Genomic DNA, 23,515 nt, shown 5'->3' on the forward strand with positions numbered 1-23,515 from the left:
GCCGCAGCACCCCCTACTTGCGCACCTTACCAAGCAGCACCCCGATATTCTTCAACTCACGCTGTCTATCCTCCGGCGCTTTGCTATTCAGCTCGGTGGCGGCTTTCTCCAGCTCGGCAATCCCGGTGGCCTTGTCGCCTTGCAACAGATGCAGGCGCCCATGCTCATAGCTTAGCAAGCCTTCCCAGGCCGGATCCTGATCGCCATCGAACAATACTTTGGCATCCAGTCCTTCAAGCAATTCGGCCACGCCCTTTGCCTGCCCCTGATCCAGCAGATCAGCCGCAACATAGTATCGACTTGCCTGTCTCAGCGGATGGCGCTCGGGAAGCGATTTCCGAGCGCCCTCCCAAATATCGCGGTGCAGCGCCGGCACTTGGGCAACCTGCCCCGACTTCTGCAAACAGTCAGCCAGATTGAGTTTCGCCACCAGCGTCTCTAGCGAGGCCTCACCGTTGATTCTGGTGTAGATATCGACAGCCTTGCGATTCCATTCGGCGGCCTGCGCCCACTTCTTCTCGTACACATAGCCCTCGGCAAGCATGGTTGCCACGGTGGCATAGCGCCCGGACTGGTTCCCGTATATCGCCTGACCACAATTGAGCGCCTGCATGCCGAGCGGGAGTCCTTCAGCGGTCTCCTTGTTCATGATGAGGGCACCCGCCAGACCTGTTCTGGCAGTACATGTGATTGTGCTTTCCGCCCCATACTTGGCCGCTACACGGTTCAGCAGGGTGCGATAACGCGCAATGGCTTCGGGCAGATTGCCACCCAGACGATTGGATTCGGCATACTCGTGCTCGACCTGGTTCTCCAGTTCCTCGTCATGCGCCGGAAGCTGTGCCAGCAATGCGCTTGCTTTCGCGAACGATTCGCTGGCCTTGCTCCATTCGTAAGCAGACTCCTCAACCCGCCCCCGCACATACCAGTACCGAACCAGCATCTCGTGAGGCTGCTGACCATAGCGTTGCAGCGAAGTATGCAAAAGCTTGAGCTGCGCCTGTACTTCAGGGTTTCGTGCCAGCGCATTCAGGCTCTCAATATATTCCAGACGCACTTCATCTATCAGCACCGGATCCGGCTCTGATATCTTGGCGAGTGCAGCCAGAGCCAGTTCAGCCTGACGAATCGCCTGCAGATATTCTTCGGTACGGTTGAATGCCCGCTGCATGGCAGCATGCAGCCTCGCGTGAACACCCTCGCCATAATGCGTTCCCGGCGAATCGATTTTGCCGGCAGCACGCAGCATCACTTCCCTGACCGTGGGGTCAGGATGGCCGATCAGTCCCGGACTGGCGCCACCGATCAATTCATCTGCCAGAAAGCGGTTGAGCGCATCGACAGTATGGTTCTGATGCTGCAGGCGCTTTTCACTGTGCTGTAGCTGCACATAGGCATAGAGCGTCGTGGCCAGACCAAGCGTCAGTGCAGCAATCGTCCCGAATACCCAGGGACGACGCTGTCTGGCGCGCGCGGCACTTTCGCGGTCTCGCGCCTGCTCCAGCTGTGCAGCCACCTCCCGCTCGCGTTCGGCATGTCTGGCGGGCAGATCGGCCAGTCTGTTCAGCAGTTCCCGCACGCTTGCGGTCCGCAGCGCCGGATCACCATCGGTGGCACGCGCAATTTCTCCGCACAGGATGGGATCAGTGATTTCCCGTTCCCAGCCGGGTACCATCGGTCGCCGGAGATCTCCCACCACTAATTGATAGAGCATCACACCCAGTGCAAATACATCGCTGGCTTCACTCACCGCATCGCCGCGCAGAATTTCGGGCGCCATGTAGAGCACGGAACCAGATACATTGTCTGCCAGCAGGGTCTGCGGACCATTCATTTGTGTCAGTCCGAGATCACGCAGGCGTTCCGGATCGGTGAGGCGACCACTCCCGAAATCCACCAGTTTCAGCTGCCAGCCTGCCTTACCCTGACTGATCAGCACATTGGCCGGCTTCAGATCTTTGTGAATCACTGCGACACTATGGGCGGCAGCGACTGCCTGTCCAATCTGGCGGAACAGGGACAGACGTTCATCCTGATCCAGGGCATCCAGATGCGCCGGCTCCAGACTCCAGTTCAGCAGATTTTCCCCGCCGTATTCGCTTTCCAGAAAAAAGGGAGCGGTTTCGAAATGCCAGTCCATAATCTGGACAAAATCGCGACGCGCCCCCAGGTTTTCCTGCAACACCCGTGCAAGCGTTGCCTCACGCTTCAATGATCTGAGCTGCGGTGCTGTGACACCAAATTTAAAGACGCGCTCCAGCTGCGTCTTGCCATGTCGCGCCAGCCATACTTCACCCGAACCTGATGCAGCAAGCATGCGCTCGAGCACAAATTCAGGCCGGCCAGGCACGGGCTTGCCAACCAGGAAAGCCAGCTCGCTGTCCATATCCTGACCCACTACCGTACGCTGTACCTGTCCGGTGATGCGATAGCCAATACGCGGAATCGCTTCAATCAGACCAGCGTTCGAACTCCCCAGTGACGCCCGTAAACGGGTAATTGCACTGGCCAGCACATTCTCACCAACATGACGCCCTTGCCAGACCTGCTCCTCCAGTTCCTGACGCGAGACTATTTCTCCGCGATGCGCAAGCAGCATGCCCAGAATGCGGAGCGATTGCGGCTGGATATCGACAGTCAAACCATTGACGGTCAACTCCGCCTTGGATTCGTCATAAATGGAACGGCCAAACTCATATCGGTACGAGGGCATGGAATCCATGCGTGCTTCCGCAGAAGAAGCAATGCATGCCAGAAATGGTCAAAAGGGTCGAAATTATACCCAATCGCACGCATTCCCATATTGCATACATCGCGCCCAAGCCGTCGGATCATGCAGGCACGCTGCGCAGACAAAATCATGCGTGGCTGTTCAATAACAAGCAGTTACGAACATGCCATTGGCGTTTGAGAACAACCAGATCAGATAGATGAAGAATCAGTAGTATCCGGTCGCCTGAAGGGAATATGCGCTTTCACGACTTCTTTGCGCATCAGCGGGTCTGGCGACTGTTGCAGACGCCGTGCCTCGAAGAAAAAGACATTGCGCTCCAGCCAGACACGTAATCGCCGGGCACTGTCACTCGTACGCGGTGCAAGCCAGGCACGCAAACCCGCCTCATTTATCACTATCCCTCTGGCGGGCTGAAACAGACACCAGCTTCCTTCCGGTAGCGTCGCCTGCAAACGTCTGGGATTGGCGGTGCCCCCATCGACCACCTTGGCGATGTCATCAGCGGCCAGCCACAATTCGCCACCATGTCGCCATGCACGTAGCTGCAGGCATTCAAATTCGAGGTATTCACCTTCCCACTCGGCGTAGCGCTGTCGTTTGCACCAGTAGAGGAAGCATTCGACAAACACATACAACAACGATGTCAGTACAAAGGCACTGACAGGCACAATACCCATCAGCGCAGGGACATACGTGCGGTCTCCCGCCTGAACAGTCCGGTACAGCCCCACCAGTGCCCTGAATAACACGGCGAGCATCAGTAATCGCAGCGGAACCGATATCCAGCGGGGAATACCATCAAGCAACAGGCCGTTAAGGTATTCAAGACGACTAGAAAAGGAACGCCGCATGACAGAGAAAGATGAAGAGAGAAAAAGCTATCCTACATGAATCGCATCACATCAATCTTCCATTTGACGGGCGACTCATGCGAAACAATCTTGTCAGCCCCCCCGCGTCCGATCGGCTTGGACAGATCGACCACCTGCGGCGGCATATAACACATGCGTTTGGTATCGTAGATCACCTTCACAACCGGCTGCAGCAGACTTTCTTCATTGTGCTCGGTGACAATGCCTAGTCGGCCACTCTCCAGCTGCACCAGGGTTCCCACCGGATAGATGCCAACACAGCGCATAAACGCCTTGACCAGATTCTGATCGAAATGGAATTTGCTCCACTCGAAAATCTTACGCAGTGCATCGGTCGCGGACATCCCTTTGTGGTACACGCGATCGGCAGTGATCGCGTCATATACATCCACAATGGCCGCCATTTTGGTCAGCAGCTGAATCTGGTCGCCTTCGAGTTTATCGGGATATCCCGAGCCATCTACCCGTTCATGATGGTGAAGCGCGATATCCAGCGGAATCTCGCCAATCGTGGGTACCTGGCTAAGAATATGGTGACCATCTGCGGGGTGGCGACGGATAACATCGAACTCATCATCCGTCAGACGCCCCGGCTTATTGAGCACTTCATCGGGCACCAACGCCTTACCCGTATCATGTAGCAATCCCCCCAGACCCGCCTGATGGGTCACCTGCATATCCATGCCCATGGAACGGCAAAACGCCACCATAAAGGTACATACGGATACCGAGTGCAAAAACGTATAGTCGTCCTTCGACTTGATGCGCATCAGGCTGAGTAAGGCCCCGGAATTGCGCAGAATCGACTCCGTGATATTGGTGACGATGGCTTCGGCGTGCTCGATCTCAACCGCACGACCCAGGCGCGCATCGTTCATCACATTCCGCACCAGATTGGCCGCCTGCGAGCGCACGGCTTTCGCTTTTCCTACTTCTTCTGCCAGTGACACCCGAGTATGAATGATGGGGGACGGTGCTTCCTCGGCGATGGCCACAATTTCGCGATCCAGCTCGCGATTCACCTCTTCCTGCGTCGGCGCATTCGCTACATCCAACCCCTTATCGGTATCGATGTAAACCTCGCGCAACCCGCATTTCAGGATGGTCTCGATTTCCTTGTCCGTTTTCAGCGGAAACTGCGAACGCAAAAAGGGATGTGCCGACCAATCTGCGCCCAGATCGTGGATAAACATCCCAACTTTGAGCTCTGTCACATTCACACGCTTGATCATGCATGCATCCCATGTCCAGACCCTTGACCATCACACCTGCAAGGTCATACAGATTTAGTTTAGGCGGTGAAATAGCTCCTGTCTGGCTTACGCGATAATCGTAGAGTTCGCCAAGGCTGAATAGATAAAACAGTAGAAAATATACGAAACCGATAGGAAATTCCCGCACCCTGGACATTCCATCCCTGAAATTTTGCACTTCATCGCAATGCTGATGCAAAGCCACCTCGGAGTTAGGGATACTCCTCGCCAGATAGGCATCGATGCAGGCTTCAGATGATTTTGGAACGCTGCCAGTGGTGCCCAAGCACAGAAGAACTCATTTTCAGGATTGATCTCATGCGCATCGCCCAACCTTTACTTCATTTGAGCGCACTTGCTGTAGCAACAGTCTTTTCAGGCGTGCAGGCAGAGGTTGTGTCTCCCCGTCCATTCTCATTTGCTGATACGCCCGGTCGATTACCCAAAGACATTGTTCCGCTGGACTACACTGTTTCGATCAAACCCGATGTGACACAGAAGCTCATTGAAGGGCAGGAAACCATCCAGCTGAAGGTGCTCAAACCCACACGCACCATACAATTCAATTCGCTGAACCAGACATTATCCGACGTATTGATTGATGGTCAGCCCGTTCAACGCGTTGAATCGAACAATGAACAGCAACTCACTACACTGACACTGAATGCGCCTCTCAAGCCGGGTAAGCATGTACTGCGCTTTAACTACCGGGGCAAGATTGAAAGCGGGCCATTTGGACTGTACGCACAATCCTTTGTAAAGCCGGATGGCCAAAAAGATGTGCTGCTTTCGACGCAGTTCCAGGCAACAGATGCGCGGCGCATGTTTCCCTGCTGGGATGAACCGGTGTTTCGCGCGACATTCAAGCTGACCACTACGCTGCCCGGTGACTGGGCTGCCATTTCTAACATGCCGGTGCTCAATCGCAAGGTGCAAGGTGATCTCGCCACGATTGAATTCGCCCGTTCCCCCAAGATGTCGTCATATCTGCTGGAACTCAGTGCAGGGAATTTTGCCCGCATCCAGACAAAAGCAGAGAACGTCGACATTGGGATCTGGGCGATCAAGGGTCAAGAACAGCAGGGTGAAACCGCGCTGGCCAATGCAAAGACCATTCTGGCCGATTATAACCACTTCTTTGGCCTGCCCTATCCCCTGCCCAAGCTCGACTCTATCGCCATCCCGGGCGGGATCAGTGGTGCGATGGAAAACTGGGGCGCCATCACCTACAACGATCAATCCTTACTGGTACAGGACGGCAGCACACTGAATGCCCAGCAACGCGTTTTCTCCATTCAGGCACATGAAATTGCACATCAATGGTTCGGCAATCTGGTCACGATGAACTGGTGGGATGGTTTATGGCTGAATGAAAGCTTTGCTTCGTGGCTGGCGGCCAAGGAAACCGATTCACGCCATCCGGAGTGGCATTGGTGGGAAACCGCAGATGCGGACAAGGAATCTGCCATGACCGCCGATGCGCAACTGACATCGCATCCCATCCAGCAGCATGTCACCAATGAATTGGAAGCTGCCAGCGCCTTTGATATGGACATTACATATAGCAAAGGTCAGTCGGTATTACGTATGGTAGAGGGCTGGCTGGGAGAAGATGCCTTCCGCCAAGGAATCCAGCAGTATATGAAGGCACGTCAGTATTCGAATGCCACCAGTGCAGATCTCTGGCAGGCATTAGGCAAGGCCAGCAAGCGCGATGTTGCTTCCGTTGCCGCCAGCTGGACGGAACAGGCGGGCTTTCCGCTGGTTTCCGTCAGCGCGCGTTGCGATGCACAGGGCAAACGCACGATTACCCTGAATCAGTCCCGCTTCCTCCTCAGCGGCGAAGAGACGAACAAGACAACTTGGCAAGTCCCTCTGCAAATTCGCTCCGGAATCGGACAAACACCAACGACGGTGCTGCTGAATAAGGCAAATCAGACACTGTCAGCAGGCCAGTGTGCAGATCCACTCAGCATCAACGCCAACGTGACCGGTTATTATCGTGTGCAATACGATGACGAAACCCTGGCAAGGAATACCGCCGCCTTTCGCCATTTGAGCAGCGGTGACCAGATTGCCCTGTTCGATGACCAGTGGGCACTCGCGGCCACAGGTCGTCGCCCGCTATCGGATTACCTCGCCTTAGTCGGCGCCATGGGTGATACCCCTAATCTCCGCGCCTGGCAGCAGATTGCCAGCTCGCTGGATACCATCGAACAGTCTCAACGCGGCAAGGTCAATCATGCCGCATTCATGGCACATGCCCGTCAACTCCTGCAGCCGATCTCTGATCGGCTGGGCTGGAGCGCAGGCAAAAATGAACCGCTTAGTTTGCAGAAGTTACGGCGTCGCTTGTTGAGTTTACGAGGGCAATGGGGTGATGAGGCCGTTGTTTCTGAAGCGCGTTCCCGCTTCGAACACTTCCTGAGTGACGCCAAAGCATTTTCGACAGATGAGCGCAGTGTATTCGTGAATATCGTCGCCTCTCACGCAGACGCAGAAACATTTACACGCCTGCATGAGCTGGCCAAGCAAGCACGTACCGATGCGGAGCGCCGACATTACTATATCGCCATGGCTCAGGTGCGAGATCCCGCACTTGCTGCCAGAGTAGGCGACATCATGTTGTCCGATGATATTCCAGTACACCTCGAATCGCTGCGCCTGCAACTGCTCACGGTGCTCTCCGCCCAGCACCCCATGCTGGGCTGGACGCTCTTTTCCGCGCACAGCAAGCGCTTACTGAAATCGCAAGAACAATACGCATCACTTTACCTTGCACAATACTGTGTCCCCATGTTTTACCAAGCCATGCCGCTTGAGACACTGGAACAATGGGTACGCGATCAAATTCCGGCAACGCTGCACAGCAATCTGGCGCGCTCGATGGAATCGGCACGCTTCAAACTTAAACAGCAGCAGACCCTGGTCAGTGGCGTAGACACTATGCTGTCATCCACTCATTCAGCATCAGCAATTTAACGGTCGATACCCAAGTAGCAAGGCACCCGAAAGGGTGCCTTTTTATTTTTCTTGGCCATACTATCTATACTCAACTGATCGCTGACGAGTGATCTGCATGCGCACCCTCGCCCTCATTCTGCATACCCAGCAACTCATCGTATTGGCATGCCTGCTGGCCTGCCTGAGCACCAGCGTTCAGGCTGCATGCACGCGTGCGTATCAACCGGTCATGATGCCACTTGGTCTAGCAATGATCGACAATGGCACCGATCAACTCAGTGGCTTCATGCCGGATATTTACAGAGAACTCGCGCAACGCAGTGGGTGTTCGCTGAAGGTGATATCCCAACCCTCAGGACGGATGCTGGCCATCAAAGCGCATAACCCGCTCATTGGCCCTACGTTTGTTACGCCTACCCCCAAAGGACAGAAGCTCATCTACATTCCCTTTATGCATGACGTCATGCAATTGGTGGTACACAAGGATCGTGCAGACCATTTCAATCTACACTCCTTTATCAGCAACGGGGGCATCATCGGCGTACTGCGCGGTGCCAATTACGGCAAATGGGGTTCTCAGTTTCTGGCAACGCTGTCTCCCGCTCACAAAGAGCAGATTAATTCGATCGACAGCATCTACCGCATGCTGGAGGCAAATCGCATCCATGCTACGTTTGCGAACACCTATGTCTTTTACTTCCAGCGCCGCCAGATGGCTCATCCCGAGCATTACACGCTGGTCACCATCCCTGAAGAAGCAGACACGGTCTATTCTTTACGATTCAATCTGGATGTCATTGCGCCTGAAGATGCAGACCTTTTGATGCGAACCTTCGAGTCCATGCGTGATGAAGGCCGGGTCTGCGCCATCATGGAGCACTATTTCGAGCGCCCCGTTGCACAGAAAATGTGCAGCGGCATGGAACATGGGAAACGGGTCATCGTGGAGTAAGGTCAAGGGTTGACTTCCATGCGACCGAAGACAAAACAAAAAACCCGCAAGCTCATCGCTTTGCGGGTTTTTGCTGCACTTCTGACATCATCAGAACGCGTATAACTGGTTGCGGGAACAGGACTCGAACCTGTGACCTTCGGGTTATGAGCCCGACGAGCTGCCAACTGCTCCATCCCGCGTCTGAGACAAACATTATGCCGCTTATTTCTGTTGGCGTCAACCTTTTATTGCTAATTTTTTTCAAGCGGCCTTCGCAAGATCAGCGCCAGGGGTTGGCAACCTCGTCAATTGGCGCGGGTTCCAGGGCAATTGGCAGGTCATGCCGGGCAGACAAATCATTCACCACTGCGTCGATGAGCACCTTGAGCTGACGCGCCTGATCAAGGCCGATTTGATCGGCAGTCAGATCAAGACTGCCATACAGACTCAGTCGATCGAGTCGATTTTCAACCGTCAGTTCGCCAATCTGCAAGGAGGTAGATTCATCGGCAAATGGGATCAAATCGGGCATGTTCATTTCTCCTCACAGCGCATCGCGTAGCGCACGCAACCAGCGTAGCAGCTGCGCGTACCAATCGTCATCTTCGCGCTTGGGTAACTGCATCCGCGGTGAGCTTCGTTTGCCATCCGGCTCCGGCAGCATGCCAGCTGTGCTGCGCTGAGCAGCGGACAAACCCGGAAACGCGCGGATACCGCTGAGCGCCTCAAGCTGGTCGAGGCTTTTGACTTCAACCTCGCGACCCGGTGCATTGTTGACGATCCAGGCACCGGTGACGCCCGTTGCCGGTACATGCACTGCCTTGAAAAACTTCACCGGCACCAGCACACGCCCATTGAGACGCTTGAGGCGCTCCCCCTCGAAAATCGGGCCACTCACCACGTAGACCTCGCCCTTCTGCAATGCCAGTTCACGCGTTTGTGATTCCAGCGCCTCCCAGATTCCACGATTATTGGCCGGATGCTGAGGGGCCATATTGGCCATGGAAAAGCTCTCGTGCTGCGACGCCAGCGTGGAAAAGTCACCGGCCGGTGCCATATGCCCACGGTCAAATCCGCTACGACTGTAATCGGCCAGCGTGGATCGATCCGCCTCGGGCAGGCGGGATTCTTCATGAAACGCATTATTACGCTTGATCCGTTGCGCACCCTGAATCTGGGCGCGGGTCAGATGCTCGCCTACCCACACAGGTGTACGTGTCAAGCCGGAATACAGCAGCGCATACTCCTGAAAACACAAAGCCGTGGTGCGAACCTGCATAGCTTTGACTTGCAACTGCGGCATATGTTGGGCAACAAACAGATGTTCGCAGCCAGCATGGAGGGTGAGCGGGATGTAGAGCAACGCAACAAAGGGCATTCGTACAATCAGTTTCATGACAAGCGCTGATCAATGCGGGGCTGGCACTGTATCATTGTTTGATCTCCCCCAGCTTATCTCCCCGGACACAATGAAACTTTCCTCATCCGATTTGCAAGCACTGCGTGACATGATTCGCGAATTCGTCAACGAACGCGACTGGAACCAGTTTCATACGCCTAAAAATCTAGCCTCCGCACTGAGCGTAGAAGCAGCAGAACTGCTGGAAATTTTCCAGTGGCTGCCGACAGGTAAACCTGAAGAGCTCTCACCCGAGCAGCACGAAGCCGCGCGACATGAACTGGCCGATGTACTGGTCTATCTGATTCGTCTGGCAGATACCTTGGATGTCGATCTCAATCAGGCCGTGCATGACAAGATGGTGCTCAACCGTGCCAAATATCCTGCCGAAAAAGTGCGCGGGAGCGCGCGAAAATACACCGATTACCCAGCAGACTAAGGGTCATACAAAGCCCTGAATCGTCTCCTATAGTGAATCAGGTCGCGCCGACACGCGTTGTCTCTGTTCCTGAGGAGGATCCCCCAATGAATCACTTGTCCCGTTGTGTGCTGTCCCTGTTATGCATGGTGTCCGTTCAGGTCATGGCGGAAGACCGTGGCACCAAGCAGGAGGCCGAAGCCATGGTAAAGAAGGCGGTTGCCTATCTAAAGCAGCATGGCGCGGCTAAAGCCATCAGTGAGATCACCACGCCTTCACAAACCTTTGTGAGCAAAGACATCTATGTGGTGGCCTATGACACCACAGGAAAATGCGTGGCGCACGGTCTGAATGACAAGCTGGTGGGTAAAGACCTGATCGGTCTGAAAGATCCGGATGGCACCTTCTTTGTGAAGGAACGCGTGGAAATGGCCAAGACCAAAGACAATTTCTGGCAAGAATACAAGTTCACCGATCCGCTCACCAAAAAAATCCATCCCAAAACCGCTTTCTGTGAAAAGACAGGCGATTTGATTGTGTGTGCGGGCGTATACAAATAATCGCGATGTAATACGGGTAATGGCCTCCAGCAACGAGGCCAGCCCCTAGACTGGAAATCAGATTCCGGCGGACTCGCGAGGAGGAAATCGTGTTTGCCACGCTGTCCATACGCTTCAAGATTTTGCTGCCTGCCTTACTCGCAGCACTGATGCTACTTGGCATTGGTCTGTTCGGCTCGATTGGATTATCCCGTCAAGCCAGCGCGCTGAGTAATATGTTCGCAACTGACTTTGTGCAATACGATGCGCTGAATGGCTTCGCCCTCGATCTCTACACCACACGCACCAATCTGTATCAGCTGATGTCCATGGTACAGAACAATGCGGATAGCAGTCGTGTAGAGAAAATCGGTAAGGATCAGCTACAGCGTCTTGCAACCTCCATGGCTGCCATTCTCAAGCTGGAGAAGGAAGGCGACTGGGAGACAGATGAGCGAGGTTTGCTGCAAAAGATAGAAAAAGGCGTGGGTGCCTACCGTAAGGATGTGACCGATGCGGTCGATATGCTTTCGGTCGATGCCAATATGGCCACCATGATGCTGGAATCAGCTGACGGCAAATTCAGTACAACCGTTCAGCAGATTGACCAGCTTGTAGACGGTGGCCGACATGATATGCAGTTTGTGGGAATCAGCATTCAACAGGATGCCAATCAGTTCAAGCTGATGTTCTGGGCCGTAGCCGGTATTGCCTTTGTCGCTGCCATTACCGGTGCCGCGTGGATGGGCAGACGACTGGCAGGACAGCTTGGGCATCTGATTCGGCATATTTTGCGCCAAGCCAATGGGGATCTGTCCACGCCCGTCCCCCGTTTCAATCACGATGAAATCGGTGAGGCAGAGGTGGCACTGGAAACCCTGCGCGAAAACGTCTGTACCCTGATCCGCAATATCCAGACTCAGGCACAGCATGTATCGTCCAGTGCGCATAGCCTCAAACAAGGCAGCGAAGAAAACCTGCAGGCGGCAGATGCACTGTCACATGCCACCGAGGGGACAGCCAGCTCTATCTCGCAGATCGTCAATAGCATCAGTCACGTCAGCGAGATCAGCAATCAGGCGGAAACGGCCTTCCTGACCACTTACAAGCAGATGGAACGCTCGCGGGCGTTGGCGGAGGAAGCCTCGCGCGTCGCCAACGAAGTGGAAGCATCTATCCGGATTCACGCCGATATCAGCGCCGGCCTCAAACACAAGACTGACGAAATCGGGTCGATTGTGCTGGTGATTCGCGAAATTGCCGATCAAACCAATTTGCTGGCGTTGAACGCCGCCATTGAAGCTGCACGGGCGGGCGAACAGGGGCGCGGCTTTGCCGTTGTGGCGGATGAAGTTCGCAAACTGGCGGAACGTACCGCACAGGCCACCCTGAAGGTCGGCACGCTGATTACCGCCATTACAAGCCAGAGTAATGAATCACATCACGCCATGCTCAACAGTACAGAAGCGGTGGCGCGCAGCCAGGAAAAAGGCCGCGAGATCGAGGCCATCATTTCCTCGGTACAGCAAGACGCCCTGAGCACCCTCAAGCAACTGGAAGTGCTGAGTGGCGATATCCGCGAGCAGAATCATGCGATTCAGCAGATTTCCGGTAACGTCGATGTGTTTCAGCGGGAAATCACCCATGCGCGCAACATTGCGTGCCGTACCGCCTCTGAAGCGCAGGAACTGGACCACGGCATTCGTCCACTTGAAACCGCCATTTCACAATTTCAGGTGCAATAAGGTGTGTATCGGGCATACTGAAGCCATATACGTTTGACTATTTTCACCATGAACTACGACAACCTGATTGAATTCGTCAAAAGCATTTTGCTGGTAGTTTCGGCGCTGGTGCCCATTATCAACCCGCCCGGCGGCGCGCCTATTTTTCTGGCGATGACCGATGGCTGCTCGGAAAAACAGCGCATTGCACTTGCCAAGCGCATTGCCATCAATGGCTTTGTGATGCTGATTGGTGCGATGTTTATTGGCGGTTATGTATTGAAGTTTTTCGGTATTTCGCTGCCGGTGGTGCGTATTGCCGGGGGCATGATTGTGGCGGCCGCTGGCTGGAAACTGCTGGATGCAGATGATCATTCGCTTGACCAGAACGTGCAACGTCCCAGTGCCAGCACCTTTATTCGCCGCGCCTTCTATCCCCTGACATTTCCGCTCACCATCGGGCCGGGTTCGATTTCAGTGGCGATTACGCTGGGTGCAGCGCTGCACACCAAGCGCGGCAATAATCTGCTGAATATCACCGGCGGCGTGCTCGGTACCATTCTGGTGATCGGAATTCTGTATCTGGCCTATCGATATGCGCCCAAGCTAACCAAATTGCTGGGTGAAACCGGCACGACGGTATTCCTGCGCCTGTCGGCGTTTATCCTGCTGTGTATTGGCGTGCAGATCTTCTGGAATGGCGCCAGTGAATTGCTGCGCAGTGTGGCGGAAGGGGTGTAGTCCTCGCCCGCTGTGCATCAAAAAAACGGCCGGTACACCGGCCGTTTTTCATGTCAGTGCATCGTTCAATGATGCAATCTGCGCTTGAAGTGCTTAACAAACCACTGCTGCAAGTCATCCACATAGATAAACACGGCAGGGATCACCAGCAGCGACAGAAAGGTGGAGGTAATCAGGCCGCCAATCACTGCCACGCCCATTGGTGAGCGGAAGGACTGATCGGCATGACCCCAGCCAGCCGCAATCGGCAGCATGCCCGCCCCCATGGCAATTGTGGTCATGACAATCGGGCGTGCACGTTTGTGGCAGGCATCCAGCAGCGCCTCGAAGCGACCCAGTCCATGATCACGGCGTGCGACGATGGCATATTCCACCAGCAGAATGGAGTTTTTGGTGGCAATGCCCATCAGCATGATCAAGCCGATCATGGCCGGCATGGACATGGCCTTCTGTGCCACCAGCAAGCCCATGAAGGCACCACCAATACTGAGTGGCAAGGCAGCCAGAATAGTCACCGGATGCATGAAGTTCTTGAACAGCAGCACCAGCACCACATAAATACAGATCACGCCGGTCAGCATGGCCAGACCAAAGCTGGCAAATAGCTCGCCCATCACCTCGGCATCTCCGATGGCTGCCTGATGCACGCCAGCCGGGAGATTACGGATGGAGGGCAGTTTATCCACCGCTTTGGTCAGCTCGCCCAGCTGAATGCCACTCAATTCCACTTCGAAATTGATATTGCGCGAGCGGTCGTAACGGTCGATGACGGCCGGGCCGCTATCCATGGTCACATCCGCCACCGCACCCAGCATCACTGGGCCATGCGTTCCCGGCACCGGTAATTGTTTGAGCAGCGCCACATCCTGACGCGCGACATCCGGCAGCCGCACCACAATCGGCACCTGACGTTGTGAGAGATTAAGCTTGGGTAGCGATTGATCATAGTCACCGAGCGTAGCAACACGCAAGGTGTCGGCAATCGCGCCAGAAGTCACCCCCAGCTCGGCTGCACGCGCAGAATCCGGTTTCACCACCAGTTCGGGACGCACTAGACTGGCGCTTGATGTAATGGTGCCAGTTCCAGGAATCGTGCGCAGATCACGTGCAACCGCCAGTGCGGCCTCGGACAGCGCCGCACCATCTTCACTGGTCAGTGCCAGCATGAATTTTTCACCGGAACCGCCCAGCCCCACCTTGGCGCGCACGCCCGGCAGGTCGGCCAGCGCAGCGCGGATATTGTTCTCGATGATCTGCTTACGTACAGGTCGAGCCTGACGATCGGTTAGCAAGATCGTGAGCGTGGCCTTGCGTACTTCCGATGCACCTTTAGGCGCAAACGGGTCCGCCCCCGCCGATCCGGCACCAATGGTGGTGTAGATCGACTTCACATACTGAACCTTGGTCAGGCGCGTGCGAGCCGCTTCTGCAGCTTCCAGCGTCTGTCCAAAGGTGCTGCCGGGTGCCAATTCCAGATAAACCTGTGTCTGCGACAGATCATCCGCCGGGATAAAACCGGTGGGCAGCAGTGGCACCAGCATCAGCGAACCGACAAAGAACACACCTGCGCCGATCATGGTCAGCAGCTTGTGGCGGATACACCATTCGGCCCAGCGCATGTAGCGGCGCATGATGCCGCCCTCTTCCTCTGCATGCACAATCGGCTTGAGGATGTAGGCGGCCATCATCGGTGTCAGCAAACGCGCAACCACCAGCGAGGCAAATACGGCCAATGCGGCTGTCCAGCCAAATTGCTTGAAAAACTTGCCGGGAATGCCGGACATAAAGGCAGTCGGCAGAAATACCGCTACCAGCGTGAACGTGGTGGCAATCACAGCCAGCCCGATTTCGTCCGCCGCCTCCATGGCAGCCTGATAGGGTGACTTGCCCATTCGCAGGTGGCGTACGATGTTTTCCACCTCGACGATGGCATCGTCCACCAGAATCCCCACCACCAGACTCAGCGCCAGCAGCGTTACCACGTTGATGGTAAAACCGAAGTAATACATGCCAATCAAGGCAGGCAGCACACTCATGGGCAGCGCCACGGCCGATACAAACGTCGCACGCCAGTCGCGCAAAAACAGCCACACCACCACCACGGCCAGAATGGCGCCTTCAGCCAGCATGGTCAGCGAAGCCTGATACTCTTCATCTACCGGTGTGACAAAATCGAAGGCATGGCTCAGCTGGATGGCGGGATTGGCTTCTTTCAGGCGTTCCAGCGCAACCTTCACGCCAGCACCGACTTCCAGCTCACTCGCACCCTTGCTCCGGGTGATTTCAAAGCCCACCACCGGCTTGCCATCCAGCAGTGCGGCCGAACGACGCTCGGCGACAGTATCCGATACATCGGCGACTTCACCCAGTTGCACACGACGGCCATCCGGCAGGGGAATCGCCATCTCGGCCAGTGCTTCGGCGGTTTTGACCGTCGCAATGGTACGGACGGTTTGTTCCTGACCACCGAGATCGGCACGACCGCCGGACGCTTCCTGCTGCACCTGACGCAGCTGCCTGGAAATATCCGATGCAGTCACCCCCAGCGCCAGTAATCGCGCCGGATCCAGCTCCACGCGCACTTCGCGGCTGACCCCGCCCACGCGGGTCACAGCACCCACGCCACGTACCGCCAGCAGTTGCTTGGTGACGGTGTTATCCACAAACCAGCTCAGGGCTTCGTCGTCCATGCCGGGCGCGGTAATCGTGTAAGCCAGAATCGGCGAACCGGCGACATCCATCTTGCTGATAATCGGGTCGCGCAACTCACCCGGTAGATCAGCACGGATACCGGTAACCTGCGAGCGCACTTCGTCCAGTGCTTCCTGCGTCGGCTTCTCCAGACGGAATTCAGCGGTCACCGTCACCACGCCTTCCTGCACCTTGGTATACAAATGGCGCAGGCCCTGAAGCGTGGCAAGACTGTTTTCGATCTTGCGACCGACTTCGGTTTCCAGCTGCGCAGGCGCGGCGCCCGGCAACATCGCTGTCACGGTAATGGTGGGCAGATCCAGATCCGGGAAGTTCTGCACCTTCATGCTGGAAAAGCTATACAAGCCCAGCAAGGACAGCATGACAAACAGCATCAGTGCCGGAATAGGGTTGCGAATCGACCATGCGGAAAGATTCATGTCGACTCCTTATCGCTTGGCGGCCGGTGCGGGATTGGCCACCTTGACGGTGTCGCCATCAGCCAGGAAAGCCAGCCCGGATGCAACCAGATTGGCCTGTGCATCGACACCCTTCAGGATTTCTACGCGATCACCCGACCGGCGACCGGTTTCTACCTTGATCTGCGAGACTTTCAGCTTGGCATCCACGCGATACACATAACTGAAGCCATCACGCAGCAAAACAGCGGTCTGCGGCACGGTCAGCGCATTGCTGCGACCCAGACGAATATCGCCACGGGCAAACATGCCTGCACGTGCATCCTGCAGATGGGTGGTATCCAGATCGACATACACGATGCCGTTGCGGCTGCGCGGATCGACACTTGGTGCCAGACTGCGCACCTTACCCGGAACCGCCTTGCCTGCGGGCGAGATCAGCGTGACTTCCTGACCCGGCTTGATACTGACCAGTTCGGTCGCCGCCACTTCGGCACGCCATTCCAGACGCCCCTGTCGGATCATGCGAAACAGCTCTTGTCCCGTACCGGCAAACGTACCTACAGCTGCATTGCGCGCACTGATCACGCCATCATCGGGTGCCAGAATGCGCGTTTGCGCCACTTTGACTTCATTGACCTTCACCATGGCTTCAGCTGAGGCAACACGCGCAGCAGCCGTCGATTCTGCAGTGATCTGCGCATTGGCCTGCGAGGCACTCATCATGCCGGCTGCGCGCAGCTGACGGGCACGCTCTGCTTCTGCCGCAGCCTGTACCTGATTGGCGCGCGCCTCGGTCAGTGCGGCTCGCGCCTGCGCAAGCTCCGCTTCGGCAGTCACCGAATTTAGCTGAGCAAGGGTTTGACCCTTTTTAACATGGTCGCCGACATTGGCATGCAGGGACACAATGCGCAGGCCACCGGTTTCGGCCGCGATGCTGCTTTCTTCCCATGCAGCGATATTGCCGCTGGCACTGACGGTACGGGCGAGATCAAACGGGGTTGCGCGTACCAGCGTGACGGTAAGCGCTGCTTTGGCCGCAGGGGTGTCGGCGGAGATTGCGGGTGAGGATAAACCGAGCAACAGTGCAGCAGACAAAGCTGCGGAAAGCTTACGGAAAGTGGGCTTGAACATGCGGCAATCCAGTCAGGACGAGAACAGATCGGCCACCGCCATCGAGTCAACCAGATAGCGTGGGCCGCGCCAGAAAAATTTGTCGCAACCTTACCCGCATTTACCCGAAGTTGTACAGGATTGAATCGCCTAATACGCTGATACAACAATGGATTCAGCACTCATTCCACAATAAAAAAGCCCTGCTTGAAGCAGGGCTTTTGCTCAGATGCGGTAGACCTTACTGTCCACTCATCTCACGTGCCAGATCACCGGCACCGTAGATCTTGTCCAGACCTTCGAGCAGCAGTGCAGCATCAACCGATACGGCGCGGTTCTTCTCGGCGTCGTAGCCGAATGCACCACCCAGCGAATGGATGTTACCGTCAAAGATCAGACCGACGATCTTGTTGTTCACATCCACAATCGGGCTGCCGGAATTGCCGCCAATGATGTCGTTGGTGCTGACAAAATTGAAGTGCGTAGCCGGGTTCAGCTTGCCTTCAGCGGCCAGCCAGCTCTTGGGCAGATCAAACGGCTCGGCACCGGTATGACGCTCGAACACACCCTTCACATTGGTAAACGGTGCAACCGGCTGACCCTTTTCTGTCCAGCCCTTCACCTGACCGTAGGAGAGACGCAGGCTCAGGGTGGCATCCGGATAGTGGGTATCGCCCAGCATCGCAAAACGGGCCTTGGCGATCAGCTCGGAGTTCTTTTGAACCACGGCCTGCACCTTGTCCTCAAATTGCTTGCGGATATCGCGGGCTTCTTCGTCAATCGCTACGGCCAGCTTGATGAATGGGTCATCACTCTTGGCAATCGCGTCAGCACCCCCTTCCCACAGTGCCGTGCGCACAGCAGGATCGTTCAGCTTGCTGCCATCCACCAGTTTTTCAGCCAGTTGCTCAGGCGAAGCCTTACCCAGCACCTTACGCACGAAAGCGTTGTCAGCACCGAGACGCTCGCGCATCTTCGCCAGTGCCCAGGCCAGACGCACCTTTTCGTAGTGCGCATAAACCGGTGTCGGTGCCAGCACCTGTGCCTTCACGGCCGGGATACGGGCTTCCGCGAACTCAGGCAGACGCTCGCCATTGGCCTTTGGACGTTCAGCCGCTGCACGCACCAGGGTACGGGCATAGCTGAAGTAGCTGCTACCGGCAAACGCGGCACCATTGGCGATCAGGGCGTTCGGGTAGTACATGTCACGACCCAGCGCCACTGCCTTGGCAATTTCGTCCCATGCCTGACCGGTGGATGCCTTGAACTCAGGCTTGGATGCCACGAACTGACGCAGTGCCTGCTCTTCCTTCACCTTCATGCCGAAGAACTTCGGATCATGCAGGGCTTCATACTGGCCACGGCGTGCCTTGATGGAGTTTTCCACACCCAGCAGCGGCACATAGGCCACGCGGGCATTTTCGGTGCTCTCCGAGCGGAACTGCAGCAACAGGCCACGCAGTTCATACATGCTCATCAGGCCATCGCCCATGGTGAAATCACGCAGCTCGGACAGCTGGGCCACGGTCAGTTCACGCTGGGTACTGCCCGGATTACCGGTCACGAACACCGCTTCGCCATCCTTCGGACCCGTTGCGCGCACGCTCAGGTGATCCTTGATTTGCGCAGGCTTGCCATCTTCATATACGCGCAGCAGACCCATGTCGAAGTCGTAACGCGGGAAATTGAAGTTGTCCGGATCGCCACCGAAACCGGCAATGGCGTGTTCCGGTGCGAACACCAGACGCACGTCCTGATAGCGGTGATAGCGATACAGCTTGTACTGGCCGCCATGGTACAGGTCGACCACATCGCAACGCACCTTGGCACCTTCGCCGCTCACGCAGGCAGAGGTAATTTCCGCAATCTTGGCGTTTTGTGCCTTGGTAAAGTCGGTGCCGCTCTTGCCTGCGGTCGCCGCCTTCACTTGCTCGGTCACGTCGGTGATTTTTTCCAGGCGATTGATTTCCGTGGTCGCACAGGCTTTTTCTTCGCCATGGTTCTTGGCATGGAAGCCATTGGCCAGATAGTCATGCTGTGCGTCGGACACATCCTGCACGCAACCACGCACACAGTGGTGATTGGTCAGGATCAGACCGTTTGGCGACACAAAAGAAGCCGAGCAACCACCGGCAATCCGGGCTGCACCCTTCATGGCGCGGTCGAGCCAGGCCTGATCGATAGTGGCACCAATTTCGTTCTTGATCTGTTTCAGGGGTGGATTGTCAAATGTCCACATCCCTTCGCCCGCAAACACCAGCGGGGTAGCGGCCAGCAAGCTGACCAGCGATAACTTGCGCATTGTGCGTCTCCTGATTGGATAGAGCAGATTCTTGCTGGGCGGATAGTCCCATACTTCACGAGCCACGTGCAGTGGCATGCGACAAAGCGCCCGCCACGGCGACAGAATGTTGCATCCGTATATATAGCCGGATCAGTGACATAGGCTTGGGTGTCTATGCAAATGTTTACACTTGCGCCTGCTTGCAATTTTCCGTGCCAGCCCGATCTGCATGCAGACATAGCAGAAATCTGACGCAGCATGGCTCTCCGGATAGTTCCGGTCATCTATCCTTGCCAGCGTTACATAAACGTAACTTGATGTTCGTACAGTATGCACATCGCTGTAGGATGCGCGCCGGCGCACATCCCTTTCAAGGAAAACGCAGATGCTTTACCCGGAACTGTTTCAATCACTGGAGTCGGCTCGCTGGAATATGGCGAAGGATATCCCCTGGGAGCAATTCGACGGCAGCAAGCTGACCGACGAGCAAGCCATGACCATCAAGATGAATGCCATCACCGAATGGGCGGCACTACCGGCTACCGAGATGTTTCTGCGCGACAACCGCGACGACTCCGACTTTTCGGCCTTTATGTCGATCTGGTTTTACGAAGAGCAGAAGCACGCGCTGGTGATGATTGAATATCTGCGTCGCTTCCGCCCGGATCTGGTTCCCACTGAACAAGAGCTGCACGAAGTCCGCTTCGACTTCGATCCGGCACCGGCACTGGAAACCCTGATGATGCATTTCTGTGGTGAGGTGCGCCTGACCCAGTGGTATCGCCGTGCGGCCGAATGGCACACCGAACCGGTGATCCGTCATATCTACGAAACCTTGTCACGCGACGAAGGCCGCCATGCTGGCGCCTATCTGAAATACATGAAGCGTGCGATTGCACAGTACGGCAATCAGGCTCGCACCGCATTTGCGCGCCTCGGCTATCTCATGGCCAATACCGCACGCAGCCGCCGACCCTTGCACCCAACCAATCTGCATGTGTCCAAAACCCATTTCCCGCGTGATACCGTGCAATCGCGCCTGCCCGATCCAAGCTGGCTGGAACATTGGCTGGATACACAGATTGATTTCAATGCCGAATGCGAAGCGCGAGTATCGGGCGGCATTTTGCGCAATCTATCCAATCTGCTGGAACAGAAATTCGAATCCGTGCTGGAGCTCAAGCAATACCTCAAGTCGATTGACCTGAGCGCTACTCCGCAAGCTGCGGGCTAATCCAGCCAGCCACCATCCGGAGCGCCAGCAGGCGCTCTTTTTATTTGTCCACCTGCAAGCTGACAAGCCTGCGTCTGCTTCCTATAGTGAATCCAGCACAGTCTCGGCAAGGCATATTGCCTCGCCGTCCATTTAACTGGAATGGCTGCCCTTGGTAGCAAGCCAATTCAGAGGATTCGCCATGCTCTGGAATCTGTTTCAGCCCGCTCTTTCCCTGTCGCGACACGTTCGCTTCCGTACCAAATTCGCCATCATCGTGGTGGCGACGCTGATCCCCTGCCTGATTTTGATTGCATTGTCGATTATTGATACCTTCGAGGCAGTGAAACGCGACAAGGTCGAGCTGGCCGGTGCCTATCAGCAGCAGCGACTGCTACAGATCATCCAGACCATCTCGACCCATCGCTCAGCCATTGTCCGCAAACAGGCGCTTCCCAATAGCAGCGTGGCAGATATCAACAAGGCATTCGAGGCATCCATCAATCAGGATCCGGCATCCGGCGTCACCTTCAAGACAGACGGCATCAAAAAAGCATACGAACTGTTTCAGGCGCGGGTGGCGACCTGGGATGTCATGTCCGATATGTCGATGAACAGCAATTACGGCAAATTGATCGATATGCTGGGCGACGAGATTTATGCCGTCGCGGGCGAAAGCGGCCTGCTGCTCGATCCAGAAGCCAATGTGTACTACCAGATGGTCTCCACGGTCTCGACGCTCCCCTCGCTTCGAGAGCACCTGACCCAGACAGGTAGCCAGCTGCGCGAACTGGTTCGTACGCAAAAGCTGACACCCTTTATCAGTTCGCAGCTCGATCATCAGTTTAATGAGTCGATCGAAGATCACGTGCATCGGCTGTTTCTCGACCTGGGCTTTTTGAAAGACCAGTTCCCCGAGGAATATTCCAGCATCGCCAAGGACGCCGGTACCTTACATGATGCACTTGCACAGGCTCGCAAGATATCGTCGGACAAGGTACTGGACGAAGAAGACATGGCCAGTGCCGCAACGCTGGCCGATCAGCTCGCGGAGCAGATCGCACAGGTTGACCAGCTATCCGGCACCATGCATGCCAATATGGTGTCCGCCCTGAAGCAGCGCATTGCATCCCCTCAGGCAGCCATTGCCATGCGTCTGAGCGTGGCCTCACTGGTTATTGCGATGGCCATTTATCTGGTGATCGGCTTTTCCTGGGATGTGAACCAGCGTGCGCGCAACCTGATTCGCGGTGTGGAATCGCTGGAAAAAGGAGATCTCACCGTATCCTTCCAGCAGAGCGGTCAGGATGAACTCAGCGAAATTACCCGTTATCTGCAGCGATCTATCCAGCAAGTTGCGCATTCATTGATGAATGTGGAAGCATCTGCAACCGAGCTGAATCAGGCATCCAATCAGATCGCATCGGCCTGCAATAACGCTGCTGATGCGACCCAAACACAAAATCAGACTGCACAATCCATGCTGGTCGCCGTGCAGGATCTGCACCAAAAGGCCAGCGAAATTGCTCATCGCGCCCTCGCTGCCTACGAAATCGCCGAAGAATCCGGATCGGTGTCCATTCGCAGCTCGGCCATCATCGAAGATGCCATTGAGGGGATTCAGAGTATTGCGGGTGAAATGCGCAGCGCATCGGATGACGTAGGCCGACTGGAAAGCAAAGTTGGCCAGATCGCCGGAATTGTCGGCATGATCAAGGAAATTGCCGATCAAACCAATCTGCTGGCACTCAATGCAGCCATCGAAGCTGCCCGTGCGGGCGAGAGCGGCCGTGGCTTTGCGGTGGTCGCCGACGAAGTGCGCAAACTGGCCGAGCGTACAACAGGGTCAACTCAGGAAATTGCCCGCATGATTGGCGAAATCAGCCACGATACCAAATCGGCTGTGGGTGATATGGATCGCGGCATGGTGCAGGTCGAAAAGGGCACCGGGCTCGCCCGCGAAGCAGGCGAAGCGGTATCGCATATCCGCAAGGGATCGGACCAGATTGTCGGTGCGTTTGGCGAAATCAACCGCCACATCTCATCGCAATCCGATGTAGTGCAAAGCGTGGCGGCGCAGATTCAGCACATGACCGATATGTCGGCCGTCGCCAATGAAGCCACGCTGACAACGGCTGCAACCGCCGAAGAGTTGTGCGCACTGTCCAATAGCCTGAAACAGAATATCAACGCGTTTAAGCTGAAATAGGCGCCTAT

Annotated in this window: 16 protein-coding genes and 1 tRNA gene; 8 read left to right on the plus strand and 9 right to left on the minus strand. The window is 55.8% G+C overall.

What is annotated here, in order from left to right; translation table 11 throughout:
• Window positions 1–13: 13 nt before the first annotated feature.
• The 3 genes from KSF73_07420 to KSF73_07430 form a co-directional block, all read right to left on the minus strand.
• Window positions 14–2,722 (minus strand): winged helix-turn-helix domain-containing protein, encoded by a 2,709-nt coding sequence (locus KSF73_07420; protein ID MBV1775545.1) that lies wholly within the window; start codon window positions 2,720–2,722, stop codon window positions 14–16.
• 200 nt (window positions 2,723–2,922) lie between these two features.
• Window positions 2,923–3,585, minus strand: coding sequence for a hypothetical protein (locus KSF73_07425; protein ID MBV1775546.1), 663 nt, complete (start codon window positions 3,583–3,585; stop codon window positions 2,923–2,925).
• 32 nt (window positions 3,586–3,617) lie between these two features.
• A complete protein-coding gene (locus KSF73_07430) occupies window positions 3,618–4,838 on the minus strand; it encodes an HD-GYP domain-containing protein (protein MBV1775547.1) in 1,221 nt (406 codons plus the stop codon).
• A gap of 339 nt (window positions 4,839–5,177) precedes the next feature.
• Here KSF73_07430 and KSF73_07435 point away from each other — a divergent pair, with 339 nt between their 5' ends.
• Together KSF73_07435 and KSF73_07440 are read left to right on the plus strand one after the other, a co-directional pair.
• Window positions 5,178–7,841: a M1 family metallopeptidase gene (locus KSF73_07435; protein ID MBV1775548.1), complete on the plus strand. Its 2,664-nt coding sequence runs from the start codon at window positions 5,178–5,180 to the stop codon at window positions 7,839–7,841.
• Between the two features lie 97 nt (window positions 7,842–7,938).
• Window positions 7,939–8,775, plus strand: coding sequence for an ABC transporter substrate-binding protein (locus KSF73_07440; GenBank protein ID MBV1775549.1), 837 nt, complete (start codon window positions 7,939–7,941; stop codon window positions 8,773–8,775).
• A 106-nt stretch (window positions 8,776–8,881) separates the two neighbouring features.
• On the opposite strand, the gene KSF73_07445 is transcribed toward KSF73_07440, so the two are convergent.
• The 3 genes from KSF73_07445 to KSF73_07455 all read right to left on the minus strand — a co-directional run bounded on the left by KSF73_07445 (window position 8,882) and on the right by KSF73_07455 (window position 10,153).
• A tRNA-Met gene (locus KSF73_07445) sits at window positions 8,882–8,957 on the minus strand.
• An 80-nt stretch (window positions 8,958–9,037) separates the two neighbouring features.
• Entirely contained in the window at window positions 9,038–9,289 is a 252-nt protein-coding gene (locus KSF73_07450) for a hypothetical protein (protein ID MBV1775550.1), read from the minus strand.
• A 12-nt stretch (window positions 9,290–9,301) separates the two neighbouring features.
• A complete protein-coding gene (locus tag KSF73_07455; GenBank protein ID MBV1775551.1) occupies window positions 9,302–10,153 on the minus strand; it encodes a DNA/RNA non-specific endonuclease in 852 nt (283 codons plus the stop codon).
• Window positions 10,154–10,226: 73 nt separating this feature from the next.
• On the opposite strand from KSF73_07455, the gene KSF73_07460 reads away from it, so the two are divergent.
• The 4 genes from KSF73_07460 (at window position 10,227) to KSF73_07475 (ending at window position 13,578) form a co-directional block, all read left to right on the plus strand.
• A complete protein-coding gene (locus KSF73_07460; protein ID MBV1775552.1) occupies window positions 10,227–10,595 on the plus strand; it encodes a nucleotide pyrophosphohydrolase in 369 nt (122 codons plus the stop codon).
• Window positions 10,596–10,720: 125 nt separating this feature from the next.
• On the plus strand, window positions 10,721–11,134 hold the full coding sequence (locus KSF73_07465; protein MBV1775553.1) for a cache domain-containing protein: 414 nt from the start codon (window positions 10,721–10,723) through the stop codon (window positions 11,132–11,134).
• Window positions 11,135–11,223: 89 nt separating this feature from the next.
• A complete protein-coding gene (locus tag KSF73_07470; protein MBV1775554.1) occupies window positions 11,224–12,858 on the plus strand; it encodes a methyl-accepting chemotaxis protein in 1,635 nt (544 codons plus the stop codon).
• A 48-nt stretch (window positions 12,859–12,906) separates the two neighbouring features.
• Complete coding sequence (locus KSF73_07475) at window positions 12,907–13,578, plus strand: MarC family protein (GenBank protein MBV1775555.1); 672 nt, start codon at window positions 12,907–12,909, stop codon at window positions 13,576–13,578.
• 65 nt (window positions 13,579–13,643) lie between these two features.
• Here the strand turns inward: KSF73_07475 and KSF73_07480 are convergent, their stop codons facing one another.
• The 3 genes from KSF73_07480 to KSF73_07490 form a co-directional block, all read right to left on the minus strand.
• Window positions 13,644–16,709, minus strand: coding sequence for an efflux RND transporter permease subunit (locus KSF73_07480; GenBank protein MBV1775556.1), 3,066 nt, complete (start codon window positions 16,707–16,709; stop codon window positions 13,644–13,646).
• Between the two features lie 9 nt (window positions 16,710–16,718).
• Entirely contained in the window at window positions 16,719–17,822 is a 1,104-nt protein-coding gene (locus KSF73_07485; GenBank protein MBV1775557.1) for an efflux RND transporter periplasmic adaptor subunit, read from the minus strand.
• A gap of 220 nt (window positions 17,823–18,042) precedes the next feature.
• Window positions 18,043–20,103: a S46 family peptidase gene (locus KSF73_07490; protein ID MBV1775558.1), complete on the minus strand. Its 2,061-nt coding sequence runs from the start codon at window positions 20,101–20,103 to the stop codon at window positions 18,043–18,045.
• A gap of 367 nt (window positions 20,104–20,470) precedes the next feature.
• On the opposite strand from KSF73_07490, the gene KSF73_07495 reads away from it, so the two are divergent.
• Together KSF73_07495 and KSF73_07500 are read left to right on the plus strand one after the other, a co-directional pair.
• On the plus strand, window positions 20,471–21,319 hold the full coding sequence (locus KSF73_07495) for a ferritin-like domain-containing protein (GenBank protein MBV1775559.1): 849 nt from the start codon (window positions 20,471–20,473) through the stop codon (window positions 21,317–21,319).
• Between the two features lie 181 nt (window positions 21,320–21,500).
• Window positions 21,501–23,507 (plus strand): methyl-accepting chemotaxis protein, encoded by a 2,007-nt coding sequence (locus KSF73_07500; protein ID MBV1775560.1) that lies wholly within the window; start codon window positions 21,501–21,503, stop codon window positions 23,505–23,507.
• Window positions 23,508–23,515: the final 8 nt, after the last annotated feature.

The organism is Burkholderiaceae bacterium DAT-1 (assembly GCA_019084025.1).
Lineage (GTDB): Bacteria > Pseudomonadota > Gammaproteobacteria > Burkholderiales > Chitinimonadaceae > DAT-1.

Bases quoted from the DNA above. Each gene is read 5' to 3' on its own strand.
- KSF73_07420 (MBV1775545.1), bottom strand. From the start codon at position 2,722: ATGGATTCCATGCCCTCGTACCGATATGAGTTTGGCCGTTCCATTTAT.
- KSF73_07495 (MBV1775559.1), top strand. From the start codon at position 20,471: ATGCTTTACCCGGAACTGTTTCAATCACTGGAGTCGGCTCGCTGGAAT.
- KSF73_07465 (MBV1775553.1), top strand. From the start codon at position 10,721: ATGGTGTCCGTTCAGGTCATGGCGGAAGACCGTGGCACCAAGCAGGAG.
- KSF73_07500 (MBV1775560.1), top strand. From the start codon at position 21,501: ATGCTCTGGAATCTGTTTCAGCCCGCTCTTTCCCTGTCGCGACACGTT.
- KSF73_07460 (MBV1775552.1), top strand. From the start codon at position 10,227: ATGAAACTTTCCTCATCCGATTTGCAAGCACTGCGTGACATGATTCGC.
- KSF73_07425 (MBV1775546.1), bottom strand. From the start codon at position 3,585: ATGCGGCGTTCCTTTTCTAGTCGTCTTGAATACCTTAACGGCCTGTTG.
- KSF73_07430 (MBV1775547.1), bottom strand. From the start codon at position 4,838: ATGATCAAGCGTGTGAATGTGACAGAGCTCAAAGTTGGGATGTTTATC.
- KSF73_07435 (MBV1775548.1), top strand. From the start codon at position 5,178: ATGCGCATCGCCCAACCTTTACTTCATTTGAGCGCACTTGCTGTAGCA.
- KSF73_07480 (MBV1775556.1), bottom strand. From the start codon at position 16,709: ATGAATCTTTCCGCATGGTCGATTCGCAACCCTATTCCGGCACTGATG.
- KSF73_07450 (MBV1775550.1), bottom strand. From the start codon at position 9,289: ATGCCCGATTTGATCCCATTTGCCGATGAATCTACCTCCTTGCAGATT.
- KSF73_07485 (MBV1775557.1), bottom strand. From the start codon at position 17,822: ATGTTCAAGCCCACTTTCCGTAAGCTTTCCGCAGCTTTGTCTGCTGCA.
- KSF73_07440 (MBV1775549.1), top strand. From the start codon at position 7,939: ATGCGCACCCTCGCCCTCATTCTGCATACCCAGCAACTCATCGTATTG.
- KSF73_07475 (MBV1775555.1), top strand. From the start codon at position 12,907: ATGAACTACGACAACCTGATTGAATTCGTCAAAAGCATTTTGCTGGTA.
- KSF73_07455 (MBV1775551.1), bottom strand. From the start codon at position 10,153: ATGAAACTGATTGTACGAATGCCCTTTGTTGCGTTGCTCTACATCCCG.
- KSF73_07490 (MBV1775558.1), bottom strand. From the start codon at position 20,103: ATGCGCAAGTTATCGCTGGTCAGCTTGCTGGCCGCTACCCCGCTGGTG.